14 protein-coding genes are annotated in these 21,914 nt (G+C 65.3%); 7 read left to right on the top strand and 7 right to left on the bottom strand.

The annotated features are described in order from the left end of the window. Nucleotides 1–473 precede the first annotated feature (473 nt). From JOF29_RS35340 to JOF29_RS35330, 3 genes are read right to left on the bottom strand one after another with little or no spacing between them, the layout of a single operon-like run. A complete protein-coding gene (locus JOF29_RS35340; RefSeq protein WP_209698699.1) occupies nt 474–2,573 on the bottom strand; it encodes a hypothetical protein in 2,100 nt (699 codons plus the stop codon). Next, nucleotides 2,570–3,436 carry a Gfo/Idh/MocA family oxidoreductase gene (locus JOF29_RS35335; RefSeq protein ID WP_209698698.1) on the bottom strand — a complete coding sequence of 289 codons (867 nt, stop codon included), beginning with the start codon at nt 3,434–3,436 and terminating at the stop codon, nt 2,570–2,572. Before JOF29_RS35335 ends, JOF29_RS35340 begins: the two co-directional genes overlap by 4 nt. Beyond that, nucleotides 3,433–5,448 (bottom strand): alpha-L-fucosidase, encoded by a 2,016-nt coding sequence (locus JOF29_RS35330; protein ID WP_209698697.1) that lies wholly within the window; start codon nt 5,446–5,448, stop codon nt 3,433–3,435. The genes JOF29_RS35335 and JOF29_RS35330 overlap by 4 nt, the downstream gene beginning before the upstream one ends. A gap of 950 nt (nt 5,449–6,398) precedes the next feature. On the opposite strand from JOF29_RS35330, the gene JOF29_RS35325 reads away from it, so the two are divergent. After that, the gene (locus JOF29_RS35325; protein WP_209698696.1) at nt 6,399–8,282 is read left to right on the top strand and encodes a right-handed parallel beta-helix repeat-containing protein; all 1,884 of its coding nucleotides are present in this window, start codon (nt 6,399–6,401) and stop codon (nt 8,280–8,282) included. Nucleotides 8,283–8,355: 73 nt separating this feature from the next. Here the strand turns inward: JOF29_RS35325 and JOF29_RS35320 are convergent, their stop codons facing one another. Continuing rightward, a complete protein-coding gene (locus tag JOF29_RS35320; protein WP_209698695.1) occupies nt 8,356–9,168 on the bottom strand; it encodes a phytanoyl-CoA dioxygenase family protein in 813 nt (270 codons plus the stop codon). A gap of 36 nt (nt 9,169–9,204) precedes the next feature. On the opposite strand from JOF29_RS35320, the gene JOF29_RS35315 reads away from it, so the two are divergent. Next, entirely contained in the window at nt 9,205–10,056 is an 852-nt protein-coding gene (locus JOF29_RS35315) for a helix-turn-helix domain-containing protein (RefSeq protein WP_307863853.1), read from the top strand. A 14-nt stretch (nt 10,057–10,070) separates the two neighbouring features. Here JOF29_RS35315 and JOF29_RS35310 read toward each other — a convergent pair whose 3' ends face one another. Beyond that, nucleotides 10,071–11,504, bottom strand: coding sequence for a sulfatase family protein (locus JOF29_RS35310; RefSeq protein WP_209698693.1), 1,434 nt, complete (start codon nt 11,502–11,504; stop codon nt 10,071–10,073). A gap of 198 nt (nt 11,505–11,702) precedes the next feature. On the opposite strand from JOF29_RS35310, the gene JOF29_RS35305 reads away from it, so the two are divergent. From JOF29_RS35305 to JOF29_RS46200, 5 genes are all read left to right on the top strand, one after another. Further along, complete coding sequence (locus JOF29_RS35305; protein ID WP_209698692.1) at nt 11,703–13,046, top strand: ABC transporter substrate-binding protein; 1,344 nt, start codon at nt 11,703–11,705, stop codon at nt 13,044–13,046. A gap of 78 nt (nt 13,047–13,124) precedes the next feature. Next, nucleotides 13,125–13,976 carry a carbohydrate ABC transporter permease gene (locus JOF29_RS35300; protein WP_209698691.1) on the top strand — a complete coding sequence of 284 codons (852 nt, stop codon included), beginning with the start codon at nt 13,125–13,127 and terminating at the stop codon, nt 13,974–13,976. Beyond that, nucleotides 13,973–14,857, top strand: a complete 885-nt coding sequence (locus tag JOF29_RS35295; protein WP_209698690.1) for a carbohydrate ABC transporter permease — start codon at nt 13,973–13,975, stop codon at nt 14,855–14,857. The genes JOF29_RS35300 and JOF29_RS35295 overlap by 4 nt, the downstream gene beginning before the upstream one ends. A 241-nt stretch (nt 14,858–15,098) precedes the next feature. After that, complete coding sequence (locus JOF29_RS35290; protein ID WP_209698689.1) at nt 15,099–18,218, top strand: endo-alpha-N-acetylgalactosaminidase family protein; 3,120 nt, start codon at nt 15,099–15,101, stop codon at nt 18,216–18,218. A gap of 7 nt (nt 18,219–18,225) precedes the next feature. Then, nucleotides 18,226–18,624: a discoidin domain-containing protein gene (locus JOF29_RS46200; protein ID WP_209698688.1), complete on the top strand. Its 399-nt coding sequence runs from the start codon at nt 18,226–18,228 to the stop codon at nt 18,622–18,624. 229 nt (nt 18,625–18,853) lie between these two features. On the opposite strand, the gene JOF29_RS35280 is transcribed toward JOF29_RS46200, so the two are convergent. Both JOF29_RS35280 and JOF29_RS35275 read right to left on the bottom strand, forming a co-directional pair. Next, nucleotides 18,854–19,615 (bottom strand): GDSL-type esterase/lipase family protein, encoded by a 762-nt coding sequence (locus JOF29_RS35280; RefSeq protein WP_209698687.1) that lies wholly within the window; start codon nt 19,613–19,615, stop codon nt 18,854–18,856. A gap of 293 nt (nt 19,616–19,908) precedes the next feature. Then, nucleotides 19,909–21,441 (bottom strand): hypothetical protein, encoded by a 1,533-nt coding sequence (locus tag JOF29_RS35275; RefSeq protein WP_209698686.1) that lies wholly within the window; start codon nt 21,439–21,441, stop codon nt 19,909–19,911. Nucleotides 21,442–21,914: the final 473 nt, after the last annotated feature.

Here is a 21,914-nt window from a genome sequence, read left to right as displayed (position 1 = left end):
ACTGGCTGGCGGGCACCAAGCCGTCCGCCGAGGACGTCGAAGAGCAGTTGGCTGCGGGGATCGATCCTGGCCACCGCAACTACCCGAACGCGGTCCTGGTGGCCGCTTCTCGCGAGAGCAACCAAGGCAATCACGACGCCTTGCGGGCCGCCTACGAGCGGCTACGGTCGGATCGTGTCAGTAACCTGCACTACCTGGCCGCCGATGACCTGCTAGGCCATGACGGCGAGGGCGCTCGTGGATGGATCACACCCAAGCGACTTGGGTGGGATGCGATACGCCGAGGCTTACCGGCGTGCCCTGCGGCCGATTCTCGGCAGACAGCATGGGGGGTGAGTTGTGACCGATTGCCCACCACATCAGCGCGAAGGGCGGAAGCCATGAGACCTGGTACGTCGTCGATCGTGATGGCCGGTGGGCATCGGCCTGAGCGCGGCGGTTCCAGCACCGCTGTGCTGCGCGCAGGAGGTGGGCTACGGCGCCGGCTTCATGATGTAGTACGACGACGAGTGCGGACCGACGCGGACTGACAGATGGAGACGCTGGTCGGCGTCGAGCGGCTGGACACGGGCTTCGCCGCCGGGATGGTGGACGGTGGTACGGACTGTCAGACCCACGTGACGAAGCGGTACGAGAAGTTCGCGCTCGACCAGAACATGCATTGGGTTGTACAGCATCAGTAGACCCGCTGGTTCGGGAAGCGGGCGGGCGTGTAGGAGGTAGTCGAGGTCGCGGCCGTCGGCACGGCGGCAATGGACGATGTCTGCGTCGAGGAGGTCTCGGTACTGGCGGAAGAATTGAACCCACCGGACGACGGCAGCGCGGGTCCGGTCTGCGTCGTACAACCGGGTGCCCCTGAAGACCCCCGTCACCCCCGCGCCGAAGAGGTTCGCCAGTCGCCGCTCGTAGTCCGGCAGGTGCTCGTGCAGCGGCTCGAGTGTCGCCTCGGCGCCCCCGCCGTGGTACTGCACCAACGGCACGTGCATCCATCCCATCGACGGCGTCTTCTCCCAGGTGCCGTCGTACACGTTCTGCCGCTCGATGATCTCCTGTTGCGCGCGCGGCAGTGACCAGTTCTCCTCGACGTACCCCATGCCGATCCGGCTCGAGCCTGCCAGGAAGTACCAGTCGGGCACTGTCAGGTAGATGCCGCGGCTCCGGGCCCAAGCATAGAAGCCCGTGATGCTTCGCCACTGGTTCCACTGGGAGTCGTTCGCATCGCGATGCCCGGGATGCTCGGTGGATGCGCAGAGATCGCCGGGATACGAGCCGTCATGTTCAAGGCAGTCGAATCCGGTGGCGTCGAGGAAGTGCCGGAGCGCGTCGAAGTACCGTTGCCCCCACCGACTACCGAGACAGGGCGAGGCGCCGAACCTCGGTGCGGGGTCCACAACGTCGTCGGCCGGTGAGATGGCGCGGCTCGCCAGCAACGAGTACCCGCCGAGCGCGATCCCCCGGCCGTGCGCGTAGTCGGCGAGTTCCTTCATCGCAGCGACGTTGTCCGCCGAGTCGTCCTCCATCGACAGTCCGGAACCGAAACTCAGAATGACCAACTCGAAGCCAGCATCAGCCGCCTGGTCGATGGCAGGCTTCACCACCGCCGGATCGGTACTGCGGACGTGGAAGATCAGCGGATTCTCCTGAACCCACGGAGCCAGCACGCGCATCATCCGCCGAACAGCGAGCCCTCGCCGCTCGCGCTCGGTGCTGTCATGCAGCAGTTCGAAGACGCGGAATGTCTCGAACGTCTCCCCCGGTACGATCATGGCCTCCGGCCCGACAGGCGGCTCCACCACAAGCAGAGCGTCGTCAGCGGGCAGTCCGGTGGTGTATGCCGTGTCGCGCGACCAGGTCACCGCCGGGTTGTCCCGTGCCGCCACCATCGCCGCCCCGAACGCATAGTCGGTCTGCACGTGCAGCGGTGCGATCCGGTCGTAGATGAGCCGCACGTCAGCGCTCCCGTACCCCTCGCTCGGTGTCATCGCCGGCGGCGCAGGGGCGGCGATTGCCAACGTCTCGGCTACGAAGCTGTTCAGCACTACGGCACGTGTGCCGTAGTTGTGCAGGACCAGCTGTTTGGAGATCACCGGAAGACCGTCGTAGAGCTCGTACCGCACGTCGACCGACATGCCTTCGAGGCCCGCACCTGACGGAGGCTCGCACCGGAAGGTCACCGACACACCGGGCGCCGGCCATTCCGGCGTCACCGTCAACCACTCTTTGCGCGGTGTCCAGTCGAAAGGTGCCTGGGTTTGCCCCTCGTCGACAGCTGTCAGCGCGAAGGCTGCCGGATCGGTCTGCATCTCCTCCAGGAAGGTCGGTAGTACGGCGTTGTGCACCGGCTGCCCGAGCAGACCGCCGACGTCGTACCGGACACCATCCAGCACCAACGATGCCTCAGGCCGAACGCTTCGCAGAAGCGACTCGAGGTGTTCCAGCGCGACCGTCGCAAAGCCGTTCTGCGTCCGGAAGGTCCGGCGGACCAGGCCGTTGTCCAAGACGATCCCGTCTGCCGTGTGCACCACCCGTGCCCGATAGGCCTGTGGATCCAGCAACCAGTCGGTTCCAGTCACAGTGTCACGATCCTTCCCTCGCGGCGGGCGCGCTCGGCGGCGAACACGACGCGGTGGCTGTCGACGGTTTGTGGAAGCTGGTCCATGATCAGGTCGCGGCGGCCGCTGAGGAGCCGGTCAACGAAATCGTCGACGAGCCGCTGGTCGCCGCCAGCGTGGCCTTCCGCCTGCGTGGACCCGTCGTTGGAGGTGTCTACGACGGTCCGGCGTTCGCTCCGGAAGTCGAAGATCTCCAGGAACCGGCCGTCCCCGGTCAGTTGACCATGGGTGCCGAAGATCCTGGTCCGGCGGTGCTCCAGTGGAGTGAAGGCGGACAGTGTGAACGATGCGGTGACACCGCCGTCGTACTCGATGGCAACGACCTGGTGGTCGGCACCGTCGTTCTCACAGGCGAGCTCTGCCTTCAAGGCACAGGTGTAGTCGGTGTGCCGCATCACGTGGCAGATGCGCACGGCGACACCGGCTGCAGCAGCGGCTTCAGCGATTACCTGGCAACCGTCGGCCGTGGTTGCGATCGGCTTCTCCAGGAGAATGTCGTATCCCCGCTCGATGAAGGCCAGCGCAGCGTCGACGTGCTGGTCGTCCACCACCGCCACTACGACAGCGTCGGCCAGCCGCGGGGCCGCCGCCAAGTGTTGCCAGGAGATGAACACCGCCTCGTCCGCGAGACCGTGCCGCGACGCGAATGCCGTCCGAGCCGGTTCGTGCGGCTCCGCGACAGCGACAACACGGCAGCGCTCGGGTCGACGAGTTGCCAATTCGGCGTATGCCGCTCCCCTGGCACCTGAGCCCGCCACAGCGAGCGTCAGCGGACCTCCCAGCGGCTTCCCGGCATGTCTGCCCGTTACCGTCGCGCTCGTCATCGGATCGGTCCCCCTGCCTGCGGCAGATGGTCCCCATCAGGTGGTACCGCGTACACCTTGCATTCCGCGATGACGGGAGCGTCTCGAGCCGCCGTGATCTCGAGGCGGAGATGATCCGTGTACACCGACCACCGAAGATCGACGATTCGCCGCTGCCCGATCGTTCCTCCGCCGGCCACGGGAATCCAGTCTCGCCCCGCCCGCGCCGAGACCGTGAAACTCTCCACCCGCTGCCCGACAGTCACGTCCTCGGCCAGGTCCACGTACCGCACCGCGGCTGGCCGGCTCAGCGGAATCTCGAGGACCTGGTCCGCTGCGCTCGGTGACCACCGTCCATCGGGCAAGTCAGCGGCGACGTTCTCGCCGAAGATCCGCGCGCGGTGGTCGGCGAACCCGGTCAGTACGTCGACGTCCTCCTCAGGAAGCAGTCCGCGCCTGTCTGCCGGGATATTCAGCAGCAGGTTGCAGTTCCGCCCGACCGAGCGGACATAGATCTCGGTCAGCTCTGCAACCGACTTGGGACGCTCGTGTGGATGGTAGAACCAGCCCGGCCGGATCGAAACGTCCACCTCGGCCGGGTGCCAGACGAAGTACGACGCACCCTTCCACTGCTTGCGGTCGCCGAGCACCGTCGCCTCCGGTTCGCCGGCTGTCCATTGCGGCTGGTTGCCGTCGAGATCGCCCGCCACCGGAAGCACGCTCCACTCCGCGTCCCGGGCCAGGCCGTCCTCGTTGCCCACCCAGCGCAGCTCCCAGCCGCCGAAAAACTTGACCCGCGGCTGAAGCTTGCGCGCCATGTCGTACCAGAGCCGACCGTCGAAACGTTGCCAGACCTCGTCATCAGGGAACCAGTCGGAATTGCCGTCCAGCCACACCTCGTCGATCTCGCCGTACTCGGTGAGCAACTCGTGCAGCTGCCGTAGATAGACCGCGTTGTACTCGTCGACGACATAGCTGAACCGCTGGTCCGACGGCACGTCCCTTTCGGGACCCGGGATCTGCTCCAGCCGAACGCCCTTGTCCTCAGTGCCACCGAACCGGTGATGCCGGCCGTCGACGCGGCTCGGCACAACGCGCATCTCGTGCCGGCTCAACGGCGAGAAGTACAGCCCGACCCGTAGCCCTTCGGCGCGCATAGCATCGACGAACTCACGGATCACGTCGCCATGGCCGTCGCGCCATGGGCTCGCAGCGACCGAGTGAGCGGCGTACCGACTCGGCCAAAGCAGGAAGCCGTCCGCATGTTTGGCGGTGAGGATCGCCATCGTGAACCCGGCCCGCTTGAGCGCCTGAGCCCACTGCCTGCAGTCCAGCTCCTTCGGATCGAACTGTGTAGGGTCCTCGTATCCGTCACCACCTTCACGATCGGTCATCGTGGCCATCCCGAAATGCACGAACGCGGTCAGCCCCAACCGCTGCCACTCGTGCTGCAGCGCCGTGGGCCGGACATTCGCCGCTTTCCGGACCAGCAGTTCCTGCGAGTCGTCGGGATTCACGGGTACTGCGTTCGCGGGCAGATCAGCCACTGCGAACACCGGGGCGTCAACAGCGGGATCGACCGCCGACACAGCCAGCGCAGTCAGGAAGCCGTGCATCGCCGTCGAGCCGCCACCGACGGTGACAACCAGCGGACCACCGAGCGGCCAGTCCATTTCGGCGCCGGAGCCGACCTGCCAACCGTTGAACCAGACGCTCACAACCGCGGCCTCGTCCACGCGCCGGATCAGCACAGCCAGGTGCTGTGGAAAGGCCGAAGTCGGCCCGGGCACGGGCATTGAGACATCCCCGGCAGTGAGCCGCCACGACGCTCGGAGCCGCTCGTAGCGGAGGTCGTTGACGGTGAGCAGTGTCAGGTCTGGTGCATCTGCCACGAGGTCTCGGCGAACCACCAGTTCGACCAGCACCGCCTCGGCGACAGGCAACTGATCGGCAACGAACCGCAACTCGGCATCGCCGGATCCCAGCCGGACCGCGTCGCCGCGCCACCTACAGACGTCGCCGGTTCTGGTCAACGCGCCGTGAACCGTCTCCCCCCCGGCCGGCGGTGTACGACGAACCGTCGAAATCGCCCAGGAAGGTGACATCGAGCAGCTGCATGGAAACTCCTCAGATCTCGGCAGTCTCGACTGATGTTCTGGCGGATGTGGCGAGGGACGGAATCTGACAAGTGGACCTCCGGTACGCGTTGGCGGGACACGGGCACGCGCCCGCCGGCGAGGGGTAGGTGCTCGGCACGTGCACTCGCGAACTGCGAAGAACCTAGTAGATAGGATACCTACCGATCAAGGCCGTGCAGGTGCCTCATTCGCAGAAAGTCACAGCTCTGCTGATGACACTTGCTAGTAGGTTGGCTACTTTTATGCGCAGCCGCGATGGACTCCTGTCTGGATACGTCACCGATAGCGCTCGCACCAGACGTTGACCGTCGCCATCACCTCGCGCGAACACCGCTGCGACTCCCGCCCAGATGATGCTCGCGCGACCTTTCAAGGAGGAGCCGTGCATCTTGTCCGCCTCGCCAGATCGGCGCTCGCGCTGATCGTGGCGTCAGCTCTCGCCATTCTCGGAATGGCCGTCCTGCCTACCCCAGCCCTGGCCGCCGGCACGACCTACTACGTGTCGTCGACAGGGAGCGACAGCAACTCCGGAACGTCCAGTTCGACGCCCTGGCAGAGCCTGGCGAAGGTCAACGGTGCGACCTTCGGTCCTGGTGACCAGGTCCTGTTCAAGGCGGGCGACGCCTGGACCGGAAAGTTGGCACCTCAGGGCTCAGGAGTTGCGGGATCCCCCATCACGATCTCGAGCTACGGCACTGGCCACAAGCCGGCGATCGACGGCGGCGGCGCGAAACCAGGGACGCTGGTCATCACCACCGGCTCGTACATCACGGTGACCGGCCTCGACATCGCGAACCGGGGCCGCGACGCGCGACCTGCGCAGCGGCATCGTCGTCGACGACGCCTTGACCACCCCACTCACCGGCATCGCACTCACCAATCTGTCCATCCACGATGTGATCGGCGTCAGCTACCCGAACGCTGCATGGGTAGAACCAGGAGACGGCGGAATCGTCGTCACCGGCCGCAGCGACAGCAGTACGTCGATGGTGAACAACCTCCTCGTCCAGGACATCACGATCAACACCGTGGACGATGCCGGAGTACGGATCAACACCCGCAACAATTCCGCCCGGGCGACCGGCGTCCGCATCAATCGGGTGACGGTGAACAACGCCGGCGGAAACGGTCTGCTGCTCGCGAACACCGACCATGGCGTGATCGAGCACAGCAAGGTGTTCAACAGTGGCGGGCGGTGCGGCGCAAACGCCGGGCTCTGGGGCGCGATGAACGACAGCCCCACTTACCAGTACAACGAAGTCGCCGGACAGACCACGACCGGCGGCGACGGGTACGCCTTCGACCTGGACTTCGCACAGACCAACGTCACCTATCAATACAACTACGCGCACGACAACTCGGTCGGCTTCCTCCAGATGTTCTACCAAACCACCGGCGTCTTCCGCTACAACATCTGGCAGGACAACGACGGGTCGGCCTTCACGTTCTACAACAGCGTGAACGGCATTCAGATCTACAACAACACGATCTACAACGGTCCTGGCCAGCACACAGCCATGATCAAGGTCCTCGGATCCACCCCGGCGAACACATCGTTCAAGAACAACCTGTTCGTCAACTGGGGCGACGGTGGTTACCAGACGACGGGCCTCGTGTTCGATCACAATGCGTACTTCGGCAACCACCCCGCCCCCGAACCCGCCGAGACCGGCAAGATCGTCGCCGATCCCCTGCTGGTCGCGCCCGGCGTCGCCACCAACATCGACGACACGTCAGGATACAAGCTGCGCCCGTCCGCACCGGTCATCGGTGCCGGCATCATCATTCCCGGCGCGCCGAGCGTGGACTACTTCGGCAACCCTGTGAGCCCCACGGCGGCACCGAACATCGGGGCAGACAACGGCACGGGCCTCAGTGCGGCACAGCAGGTGCTCACTGCTCTGGCCGTCGACGACTCGATTCAGGGAACGACCGACCGCACCTGGGCCTACCCTGCCGGTTGGGATCACTGCAAGCCCTGCGTGGAGTCCAGCCAGTTCTCCCAGTTCGAAGGAAGCAACAGCTGGTCGAGCACCGTGAACGCGACGGCGACCTTCAGGTTCACCGGCACGCAGGTATCGCTGTACGGAGTGGTCGATCCGTCGCACGGCATCGCAGGCGTGTCCATCGACGGTGGCAGCGAGCAACTCGTCGACTTCTACGCGCCGTCTCGCCAGGGTGATCGGCGGCTGTTCACCTCAGCCGTCCTGTCTTCAGGCGCTCACACTCTGACTGTCCGGGCGACGGGCACCAAGAACGCCTCGTCGACGGGAACACTGATTTCGGTCGACCGTGCCGATGTCGTCCGAACTCCGCTCCGGATCGACGACACGGTCACAGGCACCGGGACCAATCAGATCCAGTATTCCGGCGGCTGGTCCAGCTGTGGTCCGTGCTCTCCGCCGTACGGTGTGCCACCTCAGTTCAACAACAGCAATCACTGGAACGGTACAACCGGCGCGACCGCCACGCTCCGCTTCACCGGCACCCAGGCGGCGTTCCGGGTCGTGAAGGACAACAACGAAGGGCAAGTCGGAATCTCGGTCGATGGCGGGCCGGAGGTGGCCGTCGACTTGTACTCGCAGACACGGATCGGAGATCTCTCGGTTTACACAACGCCGACGCTCGCCTCGGGGGCACACACGATGGTTGTCCGAGTCCTAGGAGTGAAGCGGGCAGCCGCGACCGATGACATCGGAGTCGTCGACGGTTTCGACATCTACTCGTAGCGAAGGTCGACCGCGGACCGCCGGGAAATCTGCTTCCCGGCGGTCCGCGGTCAGAGCATTCGCCGGCCGCCAGTCAGTGGGCGCCTCCTTCCCACCCGTCGCCGCACGGGCCGCCGCCGGAGGCGGTGGTGATCGTGACGTCTTCGCCGGTGTCGGGATCGAGCAGCGGAAGGTAGCCGTCGGAGATCTCCTGGCTCGCCTTCGGCACGAAGTGGAAGATGAGTGACCGCCGAAAACGGTCGGCTGAGGTGTTCGGGAGCGAGCCGTGGACAGTGCTGCCGTGGAAGAACAAGACGTCGCCGGCCCGCATCCTGGTCTGGCGCGCCTCCATCCCGGCCGGCGGCCGCACGAGGCCACGAGTGAACGACTCCTCCGCGTCGGCTTCGTCGGGACAGACGACCTCCATCGTGTGGGAACCGGGAACTACGGACAGGGCACCGTTCTCGGCGTCACAGTCGTCAATCGCGATCCACGCGGCCAGGCAGGTCTCCGGATGAGCACGCAGGAAGTAGTTGTCCTGGTGCATGGCCTGTCCCCTGGCCGAAGGCGGCTTGAAGTAGAACATCGACTGCGCGCCCCACGCCGGCCCGATCAGCTCGGTCACGATGTCCACGATGCGCCGATCGGCCAAGTAGCTCCTGGCGATCCGGCCGATCAGCAGATCGGTACGACGGTGCGGGTGCATGAACCGCGGGTACTTCGCCAGGATCTCGTCGCCGGCGACCTCGTGGACCGCGCCGACGGCGTTGCGGTCGCGGGCGACCTGCTCCATGAACGCCGCGCGGATCTCGTCGATCTCGGCCGCCGCGAGCAGGCCGTCGATCTGGACGACTCCGTCGCGCTCATAGGTCGCGCGACGGTATGAGAATGCTTCCGTGATCGTCATGCCATCAACTGTCGCCGCCGAGCAGGATGTCCAGCCATGGACGGGGCAGTCGTCGGCATGGACAATTCTGCTGTGCGACGCACTCAGTCCCGAGACGACGGCACTCCGATCGTGGATCGCCTGCTGCCTGGACACCTGGACGTCGGTCCCGGCTACAGCACAGTCCGGCCTCGCGGCACCGAGGACTGGTTGCTCATTCACACCATCGGTGGCGCCGGCCGGTTCGCCAGCAAGGACAGCCGGCACGCGCCACTGACGCCGCACTCGGTCGTGACCTTCGCTCCGAACACACCTCAGGACTACGCCACCCATGCCGAGACCGGCACCTGGGATCTTCTGTGGGTTCATTTGCGGCCACGGCCCGAGTGGCTGACACTGCTGGACTGGCCGACGGTTGCCCCCGGCATCAGACGGCTGGACCTGACACCGGTCATTTCACAGCGCGTGGCTACCGCGTTGGAGGCGGCAGTGGGTCACCACCGCGCAGGTCTCCAGCATGCCACCGCCTTCGCGATCAATGCAGTCGAGGAGGCCTTGTTGTGGTGCAGCCGACAGAATCCTCGCCAGGGCGCGTCCGATCCTCAGGTGATGGCCGTCGTCGAGTACGTCAGCGCACGTCTGCCTGAGCCGCACACGGTCGCGTCGCTGGCGCGGATCGCGGGTCTGTCGCCATCCCATTTCGCTCACACCTTCCGCCGGCACACGGGGATGCCGGTGATGAGCTTCGTCCAGCGGCTACGTATCGACGCCGCGCGAGAGCTCCTCGAGCTGACGGATCTGACCGTCGCGCAGGTGGCAACGCGGGTCGGGTACGACGATCCGCTGTACTTCTCCCGCCGATTCCGCAGCGACACCGGAACATCGCCGACGCAGTTCAGATCCCGCTGACCTGGTCACGGTGGTCAGGGCGTAACACGGTCTGTTGGTCCCTGGTTGAACGCACCCGGCACATGGTCGTACTCCACCTGACCCCAGCCTGTGACCGACGCCGCCCGGGCGTCGTGCAGAGGATCGGTATGCTTCGCGAACCACAGAGCCAACTCCTCGGCCAGCTGCGTGACTCGTCGGGCTTGTGACGGGTCACCGACGAGATTGTGCCGTTCCCACGGGTCGGCCGCCAGGTCGTACAACTCGTCCGGACCGAGCGGGAACCTCCGGACGTACTTCCACTGCTCCGTCCGTATCATGCGAGTTCCACCGTACTCGTCGGCAACGACCACGCGTTCCCGCTCTGCGCCACTGTCGCTGCCCTCGATCAGGTCGACGAAGCTCCGGCCGGGTGACCGGGGATCGCCGGGATGATCGATACCGGCGTACTCCAGCAGTGTCGCCTTCACGTCGTACGCCGAAACAAGCGCGCGGACCGTGCGACCAGCCGGCACCCTGCCGGGCTGGTTCACGATGAACGGCACCAGAATCGAGCTCTCGTACAAGTTCTGCGGGTTCGTCCCATTGCCCTTGCCCCAGAAGCCGTGCTGGCCGCAGCTGAAGCCGTTGTCGCTGGTGAAAACGACGAGCGTGTCGTCGCGAATGCCGAGCCGGTCGAGCTCGGCGAGCACGCGGCCGACGCCCTCGTCAACACCGGTGATCGATGCGTAGTACCCGACGAGTGCGGCGCGCAGATCCGATTCGCCTTCGGCCGGAGTGCCGAGCGCCGTAACACGTGCCCATGGATGCTGTGGAGCCTGCGGAGCAGTCTCGAACCTGCAGTCGTCGTAGAGCTCGGTCAACCGCCGTGGATGCTGGTCCTTCCAGGGCGAGTGCGGCGCGGTGTAGTTCAGGGCGAGGAAAAAGGGCGCGTTCCGGTCACGTCCGGCCTCACGACGAATGAAAGCACAGGCGTCGGCCGTGAAGGCATCCGTCACATAGCCTGGCTGCTCGACCAGCGCTCCGTCACGAACGACCGGGGCGTTTGTGTACACGCCGCCTCCACTCTGGTGGGAGAACCAGTGCACGAAGCCCGGCCGCGGCACATCGTTGGCACCGAGATGCCACTTTCCAGCCAGTCCACAGCGATACCCGTGCTTGGCGAGGACGTCGGTCACCAGTTCGAGCCCGTCGAGGAAGTTCTGGCCGCGCGGACCCACATGACGGTCTGAGATCCAGTCGTGTACGCCGTGAGCCGAGGGCATCAGACCTGTGTACAAGCTGGCCCGGGCCGGCGAGCAGACCGGCGACGCGCAGAAGAACCGGTCGAACCTGGTCCCCTCGGCCGCCAACTGGTCGAGGTGCGGAGTGATGATCTCGCGATTACCGGACGCACCAAGTGCCCAGGCACCTTGGTCGTCGGTCATCACGAGCACGATGTTCGGGTGCTGTCGCGATACGGGACTCATCTCACCTCACGCCGGACGAAGCGGACAATCATTGATTAGTAGGCTACCGATCTGTCAATTGCCTGTAAACCGTCTGCGCTATGGAGATACAGCAGACAGATAACCGATCCGATCTATTGACAAGTAGGAACCTTACTCAATAGCGTCCCACCGACAGTCGAGGGGCGCTCGGGCCTCCACGTAGCCAAGGAGTCGGAAATGGCGAAGACCCGTTTCCTCACAGCCGCCGTGATCTCTTCACTGGCGCTGACAGCATGTACGAGCGGCGGCGTCGTCGGGAGCCAGTCGGCCGCGGACCCGAAGAAGGCCGCCTGTCCGATCCCCGACGAGAACCAGAAAACGGGTCCGATCACGGGCGACGTGACGGGCGAGGTCACGTTCGAGACCCTCGGGCTGAAGGGCACGTTCGCCACCTTCTTCAACGATCAGATCAAGCGGTTCGAGGACCTGCATCCTGGGGTCAAGATCAACTGGATCGACGATCCAGGCGGCGCTGACTACATCACCCGCCTGACCACGGACGTCAAGGTGTGCAAGGTCCCCGACGTGATCAACGCGGACATCCAGGGCGTGGGCGTCCTGCACGACGCCGGCCTCACATTGGACCTCGGAGACCGCCTGCCCGACGTGGCCAAGAACTACTCCGAGGGCAACTGGGCCTCCGTGCAACCACCGGGCTCGACCGAGCACGTCGCGCTTCCGTGGTACACCGGGGCGCCGACTCTGATGATCAACAAGCCGCTCGCGGGCAAGGTCGGGGTGAAGCCGCCGACGACCTTCGACGAATACTTCGCCGCGATGGACAAGATCGCGACGACCGCCAAGGGCGCCTACTACGGCGACTGGGGCAATCCGCAGTACCTGCTACCGAACGCGTTCGTCTTCCAGGGCGTCAAAGTCATGAACGACGACCACACACAGTTCACGTTCGCCTCCGACCCCGTCGCGGTGCAGTGGCTGACGAAGCTCGCAAAGGCCTACAGCGAGGGTGCGTTTCCACGCGACAGCGTCTCGGGTTCACCCGACGCCGCCAAGGCGTTCGTCGCCGGCCAACTGGTGATGGGTGCCCTCGGACCACGCTTCATCCAGCAGAACGCGCCCGAGGTGTACAAGAACACCGAACCGGCGCCGTTCTACTACGACAAGCTCGGCGGGCCACTCGTCAACGGACAGTTCATCACGGTATCGAAGACCAGCAAGAACCTGGCCACCGCGCTCGCATTCGCCAAGTTCGTCACCAGCCTCGGCGAGCAGGAGGCCTGGTGCTCCAAGAACGGCGTCCAGCCGATTCCACCGATGGCGAACCTGCCGGCGACGGCCGATTGCTGGAACAACGCGTCGTACGACCCAACCTTCCGCAAGTACATGAGCATCCAGCGCGAGTCGATCGCAAACTCCAAGAGCGATCCGGTCATCTGGTACTGGTCCGGCGCCGTATCCGCGAAGGTAGTACCGCAGATCCAGCTGGCCATGCAAGGCAAGAAGACGCCGCAGCAGGCCCTGCAGGACGCTCAGAACGCAGCCAACAAGGCGCTCGGTTAGGGGATCAGCTACGTGAGTGTTCGCGCGATCTCCTCGAGGCCAGGCGTCGCCAGATTCCGCCGCTGGTGGGTTCCGTATGTGTGGCTCCTGCCTGGCCTCATCGGAACGCTGGTGTTCGCCGTGTTTCCGTTCCTGAACACGATCGCCCTGTCATTCACCAATGCGCCCGCGATCGGAGGCGGTGGACGCATCGTCGGACTGGCGAATTACCGGGAGATGCTCGGCGACTCGGAGTTCTGGCAAGCAACCACGAACAGCTTGTGCTATATGGCGATCGCGACCCCGTTGCTGATCGTTCTGCCGCTACTCCTTGCCCTTCTGGTGGAGAAGCAAGCGCCGTTCGTCGGCGTGTTCCGGACGGGCTACTACGTCCCGGTGCTCACCTCAGTCGTTGTCGCGGGCATCGCCTGGCAGTTCCTGCTCCAAGACCGCGGGCTGGTGAACACAGTGCTGGGCAAGCTGCACCTGATCGACGGACCGCTGCCGTTCCTCACCGACCAGTGGCTGTTGCTGCTGGCGTGCATCGCGGTCACGGTGTGGAAGGGAGCCGGGTGGTACATGGTTCTCTATCTAGTTGCTCTTGGCAACGTTGATCAAGGTCAGCTGGAAGCGGCCAGGATCGATGGAGCAGGCGCCGTCCGGCGGGTCTGGTACGTGATACTGCCGGCGATCCGGCCAGTGATGTTGCTGGTGGGAACGCTGGCGGCGATCGGGTCGCTGCGGGTGTTCGCGGAGGTCTACATGCTCGGCGGGCCGACCGGCGGCCCGGGTGGGGTAGACAGGACCCTACCCTTCCTGATCCGCGATGCCGGTCTGGATCCGGTGAACGGGAACGCGGGCTACGGCGCTGCGATCAGTGTCGGACTGTTCCTGCTGACCCTCGTCGTCGCCCTGCTCGGGCGAGCGTTCGTCAAGGAGGAAACCTCATGACCGCGGTGACATCGGGCAGTTCATGGCGCGGAACAACCTTCGCGGTCGCGGTGGGCCGGCGGCGCGGCGGCGCGCTCGCACTGCGCTACCTGCTGCTCGTCACGATCCTCGTAGTCACGGTGCTGCCGCTCTTCTGGATGATCGTCACCTCCTTCCGCAGCACCGGGGAGAACCTGTACGGCAGCACCTCCGTCCTGCCCCGCCACCCATCACTCGGCGCGTACCGGGCATTGTTCGATCGGATACCGGTCGTTGCCTACATCGCCAACACCTTGTTCGTCGCGGTCCTGTCGATCGGCTCGCAGTGCCTGTTCAGCGCCTTGGGCGGCTACGCGTTGTCACGCCGGTATTGGCCCGGCCGCCGGCTGGTCTTCCTCCTGCTCATCGCGTCGATCATGTTCCCGTTCGAGGCGATCATGGTGTCCCTGTTCGTCATGGTGAACTCGTTGGGACTGATCGACAACCTCATCGGCGTCTGGCTGCCGATGTTTGTCACGCCAGTGAACATCATGGTCATGCGGGCGGCGTTCCTCGCCGTACCCGACGAGCTCGAGGAAGCGGCGGTTCTCGACGGCGCCAACGAGTGGACCCGCTTCACCCACGTCTTCCTGCCGGCCGCGAAGGGTGCGCTGACCTTTGTCGCGTTGATGACGTTCATCTCCAGCTGGGATGAGTTCCTCTGGCCGTTGCTCGTACTGCGCCAGGACGCGCACTTCACGCTCACGCTCGGCTTGGCACAGCTGGCCACCACCCAACTCGGAAACGACGAGAGAGTCGTCATGGCCGGCGCGGTGGTATCGATCGTTCCCATTCTCGTCGTCTTCGGCCTGTTGCAACGCCATTTCTACCGAGGGGTCGGCCAAGGTGGTCTCAAGATCTGACCCGACACCCTGATGCGTCGTCCTGGTCTTCCGACAGATGCCTGCTCGCGCTCACTGCCGTTTCACCTCTGGGGTTCACGCGGGCTCGAGTTAGTTCCAACAATAGCCGGATCGATTCGTTTCTGCCTGGAAACATGAATTTTCGAGCAGTAACGCACATCGGTTCGCGTCAGTCGCCGTACTTGATCGGCCTGCGTCGGCCCTGCCCGGTCGCCAGGCTCTGGACATCACGGAGGTTGCGATGCAGCTATCGTCCGGCCCACAGCTGGGACAACCCAGGAGGCGGCTTCGGCTGACGCGATTCGTCTGCGCTGCCGCCGTCGTTACGCTGACCGCCGCGGGCGGTCTCGCACCGATGCTGGCGCCCGCCGCGGCGCGGGCCGCCGACGCGCCGACGTCGGCGCCGCACTCGGCGCAGGCCGATGCCGCGGCGGTGACGATCTTCTCGAATGCGCTCAAGGTGAACGTCGACCGCACGTTCCCGCAGGTGGTCTCGTACACCGACAAGGCGAGCGGGGGTGTGATGCATGGCAACGAGGATCCTCTCACGCAGGTGGTGGTCAACGGCAGTACGCACACACCGGTCGTGACCAGCGAGTTGTCCGAGGACCGCATCGACTACGTCATGAAGTTCCCGGACTACGGCGGCGTCGAGATCGATGCGACGGTGCAGGTCGAGGGGGCCGCAGTCGACTTCGCCGTCACGAAGATCGCGGACACTATGTCGAACCCGGTGAACACGCTGTCGATACCGGAGCAGAACTTGGTGTCGGTCCGGAGCACGGACGGCGGGGCCGCGTTCGCCGGTGCGCGGATGGACCAGTCCCGCGACACCTTCAGCACCCTGGACGCGAGCACGCCGGCCGATCCGGCTCCCACGGGCTGGATGTACGCCATCGTCAACAACGCCGAGCTGGCCGCGACCATCACGACGAACTCCGAGTACGACGACCCCTCGGGTGCGACGGCCATCGAGAACAGCCGGATCATGAAGCAGGTGGTGGCCAAGGACGGCTACAACCGTCTGGGGTTGTGGAGTGGCGACTGGCTCTACCACCCGCGACAGGCGGCATTCGACAAGACCGAGCCGCTGCCCCACACCAAGGTGGTCATCACCGGTGACCGCAACGATGACAGCAAGGTCGACTGGCAGGACGGCGCGATCGCGTCCCGGGACATCATGACCAGCCCCCAGGGCTGGCAGAGCGTGGCACAGCAGCCGGTGGAGCGGATCCCGTTCAACTTCGCCTCCACCGCCACCCACCCGTTCCTGCAGACGCTGGACGAGACCAAGCGGATCTGGTTGAACACCGACGGCCTCGGCCAGTCGGTGATCCTCAAGGGCTATGCGAACGAAGGCCACGACTCCGGCCACCCGGACTACGCGGGGGTGGGCACCAAGCAGGGCGGCGCGGCCGATCTCAACACCCTGGTCAACGCCGCGCACAAGTACAACGCCAACATCGGAGTGCACCTGCAGGGCAACGAGGAGTACCCGAACTCCCCGGCCTTCGACCCTGCGCTGGCCATCGACGTCAAAACAAGACTTGGCTGGGACTGGCTGGACCAGAGCTACCTCATCGACAAGCGCTACGACGGTGTGAGCGGCCGGCGGCTGGCCAGGCTGACCGAGCTGAAGCGCACAGTGCCCAACCTCGACTTCCTTTACATAGACTCCTATCCGGGCGACGGATACGTCGGCAACGAGTTCGCCCGCGAGGTCAACGGCCTCGGATGGCGGATCGCCACCGAAGCCTCCAATGCCCTGTCCTTGAACACCACGTGGACGCACTGGGCCAACGAGGCCGGCTCCTCCGCTTTCAATTCCCAGATCGCCCGGTTCATGGGCAACCACCAGAAGGACACCTGGGGCAACGACCCGCTGCTCGGCAAGGCCACATTGCCCTTGTTGGAAGGCTGGCACAATGGCACGGACTACAACGGCTTCATCAAGACCACCTTCGCCACGAACGTGCCGACCAAATACCTGCAGGGCTTCCCGATCATGAAGTGGACCCCTGACACGGTCACCTTCACCGACGGTGTGTCGGTGTCGAACGCGACCGGCACGCGGCAGATCACCAAGGACGGCCACCTGATCCTCAACGGCGGCGCCTACCTGTTGCCGTGGAGCCAGACCAAGGAAACCAAGCTCTACCACTGGAACTCCGCCGGCGGCACCACCACTTGGACTCTGCCGGACAGTTGGGGCAGTCCGAAGTCGGTGAAGCTGTACAAGCTGACCGACAACGGCCGCACCCCGGTGCAGGACCTACCGGTCACCGACCGGCGGATCACCATCACCGCGGAGGCGAACACGCCGTACGTCGTCTACAAATCCAACCCCGGCGCGGTGCCGGATCCGCACTTCGGCCATGGTACGCCACTGAGCAACCCCTCGTTCGAAGCGAGTGACCTGTCCGGCTGGACCATCGGCGGCGACAGCTCGAAGGCATCGCAGATCACCAACACCAGAGGCCAGAGGGTGCTGCAGATCGCGCCGGGTGACGGCACCACCGTCTCCCAGAAAATGACCGGGTTGACCGGCGGGCGGACCTACGCGGTGACCGCCGACGTTCAGGTTCCCAGCAGCTCCCGGCGTACCCGAATCTCGGTCAAACCGGCCGCTGGAACCGCGGTCACCAACTACACCGACAGCTCCCCGTTCAAGAACTTCGACGGAGCCAGCGACTACAACGGCACCACCATGCAGCCGATGAAGGTCCTGTTCCAAGAACCGGCCGGGCAGACCACCGCCACACTGACCCTGTCAGCGGACAGCGGCACGGTCGCGTCCTTGTTCGCCAACGTCCGGGTCGTCGCGACCAGCCCGACGGATCAGGCAGGCCACGACTACTACACCGGCTTCGAGCACGAAACCGGCCAGATGTGGGGCCCGTTCGTCTACGCCGGATCCGGAGGCGGACCGACGAACGGTCGGACGCACCTGGCGCCGAAGAACGCGCCGTACACGCAGGCCGGCTGGAACGGGCAGCTGATCGATGACGTGATCGACGGCAACTACTCGCTCAAGTCCCACGGCGACGGCGGTCTGATATACCGCACACTGCCGCAGACCCTGCGCTTCAAGCCCAACCACACCTACAAGGTCACCCTCGCCTACGAGGCCTCCAACGGCGGCGAATACGCCTTCGTCACCCCAGGCGGACAAGCCAAATTCGCCGCGGCCCACACCCCGACCACGTTCACCACCACCTTCGCCGCAAACCCTGACGACAGCACGTGGATCGGCGTGCAGCGAGTCGGCAGCTCCGGCTCCCAGCACGACCTGTCGATCGACGACCTCGCAGTCGACGACCTCGGATACACCCCCGAGGGAGGTCCGGCCCCCGCAGGATGAGATCTCGGTGGCCTATGTGAATAGCGAGGAGACCGCCGTCGAGAACGCCCCGACCACCAACGTCCTCGACGGCGGCCCGGAAACCTGGCACACCAAGCAGTCCGGCAGCGCCGCACCGATGCCGCACGAGATCCAGCTCAACCTCGGCCGCGACCGAACCGCGTCATGCCTGTTCTACCTGCCACGCCAGAGCGCTTCCAACGGCCGCGTCGCCACGTACGAGGCCTACACCGGTCGGGACGGCAGTACCTGTGGTGGCCCTGGTCGGGTCCGGAACCTGGACCAACACCTCCGCCGAGCAGGAAGCGCGCTTCAAACCTGTCTCCGCGCACTACATCCGGCTGCACGCGCTCAGCGAAGTCAACAGCAACCCGTGGACCTTGACGCGAGGCCTGACCAAGCATGAGAACCTGGCCCGCCTGCCGTGCACTGTGTTATCGGCCTGGCCGGCATCGTCGACCGAGCCCCAGGGATCTCAGATTCTCCTGGGGTCTCATGGACTGGCGCGCTCGCATCCTGCAACTGGCGCAGGACCTGCTGGACCTGGATTGGCGCGACGCTCCGCGTGGTGACCGCACACCTGCTTCGATGACGCCTGCTGGGCCGGGATGCGGCCCAGCAGACACTTGTGCGGTTCAGCAGGCCGCGATTTCCTGCAGAATCTTGGCGAGGCGTTCGCCCATCAGCCGGTAGCCCGCGGGATTCGGGTGGACAGGATCCCCGAGGTATTGAAGTGTTTCGGCGTGACCGAGGACGTCCGGCCCCGCTATGAGATGCACCGGCTTCTCGAGTGTCCGGTTGGCTGTCTCCACTCCCAATCGCACACACATCCTGATGTCGTCCAAGGTGAGTCCTACCCCGTTGCGCTCGGCCTCTTTCGCAGCCGACGCTGCGATCGGGGTGATCACGACGACCGCGGCGTCGGGTTGAGCTCGGGCCACAGCGCCGGCAAAGGTCGCGACTTGTCCTGGCAGCGAACGGCCGTTGAAGGTCTCGGCGCCGAAGATGTTGATCCCCAAACACATCGACACCACGTCGTACGGCCTGCTGGTGAGTTCGTGCAGGGCAGCCTGATCGAGGTGACACTCTCCGCCGAAGCCCATCCCGCGCAGTCCCCATCCGAGCCGTCGCGACACGATCGCCGGCCAGGCATCGGCGGGCCCCGCCGCCTCGCCGCACTGCGTGATCGAACTTCCGTACGTCGCCCACTGGACACGGTCGAGGGGAGCCGGCGTCGCCGTCCCCGCGAAACGCAATCCACGAACAGCTGCGTCGCCAAGCTGGGGCAGCCAGATCTCCACCTGCCCGGCTTGTTCGGGCAATTCCGCCCGGACTCGCTGTACGCCGGTCTCCATCTGCTGCCGGTGTACGATGACGCCGTCGGCGACGACGTCCACCTGCCCCATCGACCCGTCGACCCCAGTACTTGCTCGTACATCGAGCTCCACGGCGCGAGCGTCGACATCCCAGCGGCCGCAAATGCCCGCGGGCGTACGCGCCCGTCCCCACAGCGGGACATCGGGATGCGACCAATCCTTGCGAGGCCACGAGTGCCAATCCGCCAGCTCGAACGGTTCCCGGCGCGGATCGAGCCGCCAGAACGTGGTCCAGCGGTCCGGGTCGGTCTCGGCGTAGGCATATCCGCGCCAACCTGGGTCTAGGTCAACGGATCGATTCTGGACAGGCATGGTCAGCTCCAGATGAACAGGTGTGCGTCGCCACCCCAGACGTCGATGTCGAACCTGTGTACGCCGGTACTGACCTGCGTCAACGGCACAGGCACGAGCGTTCCATCGAGGCGATTGACGCGGTTGAGTACGTAGCTGCCGGCTTTCGCGGTGTTCAGCGTGACCGTGATTCGCTGCGAGCAGTCCACGCCACGTCCGCCTGTGCCGGTGTAGCTGGTGCCGTCGGTGTTGCTGGCGGTCAGCGCGTTGACCAGCATGAACGCCCGCGCGTCCGGACCGGGCAGGTAGCTTCCGATCTCCGCGCTCGTCAGCCCGGGGACTGTGCGGAACGAACCAAAGAACACGTCGCCGGGCTGGTGATTGTTCGCGATCCCGGTGTTCACTGCGGTGATGTCGTTGACCCAGCTGCCCGCGTCGGTCGCGGCGCTGAAATCGCCGACGTTCGATGCGGGATTGGTGGCTCCGGCAGCTGTCTTGCCACGTCGTACCGCGATCGCCTTCGTCCGCAGCCGGACCAGGTACGGCGAGAATGCGCGCATCTCCGCATTCAGCTTCTGGAACTGGTAGAACTGCGGCGACGGGGTGGTGTCGGCGTAGTTGAGGAACAGCCCGTCGCTCTCCGGCCAATCTGGCGGGTTGGTGGCGTCGAGCTCCCAGCGGAACAGCGTCTGCCAGCGCCCACCCATCGCCCAAGTGACTCCAGACACGACCTTGAGCTGGGACTCGGACGTGATGTACTTCCGCTCGTAGCCCGGCGACGAGGAAGTCAGCGGAAGCCGGAATCCACAGGTGTACTGGCCGAAGGCGAGCGGCGCCGTCCCCGCACCGTCCTGACCTTCCAGCGCACGACTCCGGTAACGCGCGGTGTAATTGTAGAGGGGCGTGACGCTGCCACCCGCGAACTGCGGATTCCCCCAGAAGTAGTAGTTGTCGAATGTCAGCAGGTCGGGGTGACAGGTCTGGATGTACGTGCGCAGTTGCGCGTCGGTCCACTGGCCACCCCACTGGTTGTTGTGCAGGATCGCGTTGGGGGCTTCGACGCGTAGGCGGGAGAAGTACTCGGTCCACCACGACAGATGCTCAGCGGTGTAGTCGTTCTCGTCACCGACGGAGACGCTGAACAGCCGATCGGCGTTCAGCGCGCGGTCGCCCGTCAAGATGGGCGTACCGGCGGGCGGCGGCTGGTGCAGTCCACCGTTGCCGCCAGGGTCCCCAGCGCTCGACCAGTGATAGCCGGGCAGGCCTGCCATCAAGTCAGACGCATAGCCCGGGGCGCCACCGTAGAACGTCGGGGCGGTGAAGCCGGACTCGACGTACCGCTGAGGCGTCGGGTCCCAGCCGTCACTCGGCCCCGAGCGGTTCCAGGATCCATGGTGCAGGCCAGAGGTGAGGAACACCCGGTCGGCGTGCGTCAGCGGATCAGCAGCCGCACCCGCCATAGCGCGTAGCGGCGTCACACCGGTCACCGCGGCCGCGGTACCGGCGCCGACAATCTGAAGAAGCGTACGACGACTCACATCTTTCGAAGGGGGCATTGCGGTCCTCCTTGACGAATTTGATTCCAGTTGCTGGATCCTGCTGGGGCGATGACGGCGGGGTCCGAACCACGCCGCCGGTCGTGCCAAAGCATCGTGTCGTCGGCCTGCAGATCGTCAACCGATGGGCCGGGAACCGGCCATTCCCGCACACTGGTTGCGCCGCAGCTCAGCACACCCGGAGCTGGCCCGCGGTGGCGCCATCGCCAGTTCTGAGAGATCTTCTTCGGTCGGTGCGCGGACGCCGGTCGTCACAGGCGGGCGTCACATCCTTGAAGCCGCACGACGACAGGTGGCCGTACGTCTTCTGGTGGTAGCAGGAGGCTCCCGCTCCCCGGACATGCACGAACCAGGCAGGACACCTGAATCTCTGCTGGATCTTCGACCAGGTCGGTGACTCGGTGGCTTCCGTTGTGCTGGAGTCCGCAGTCATGACCCAACTCCTCGTCTCCGTGGTCGGTCGTAGGCCGTTG

The organism is Kribbella aluminosa (assembly GCF_017876295.1).
Classification (GTDB): Bacteria; Actinomycetota; Actinomycetes; order Propionibacteriales; family Kribbellaceae; genus Kribbella; species Kribbella aluminosa.
This window is presented reverse-complemented; position numbering and strand designations above follow the sequence as displayed.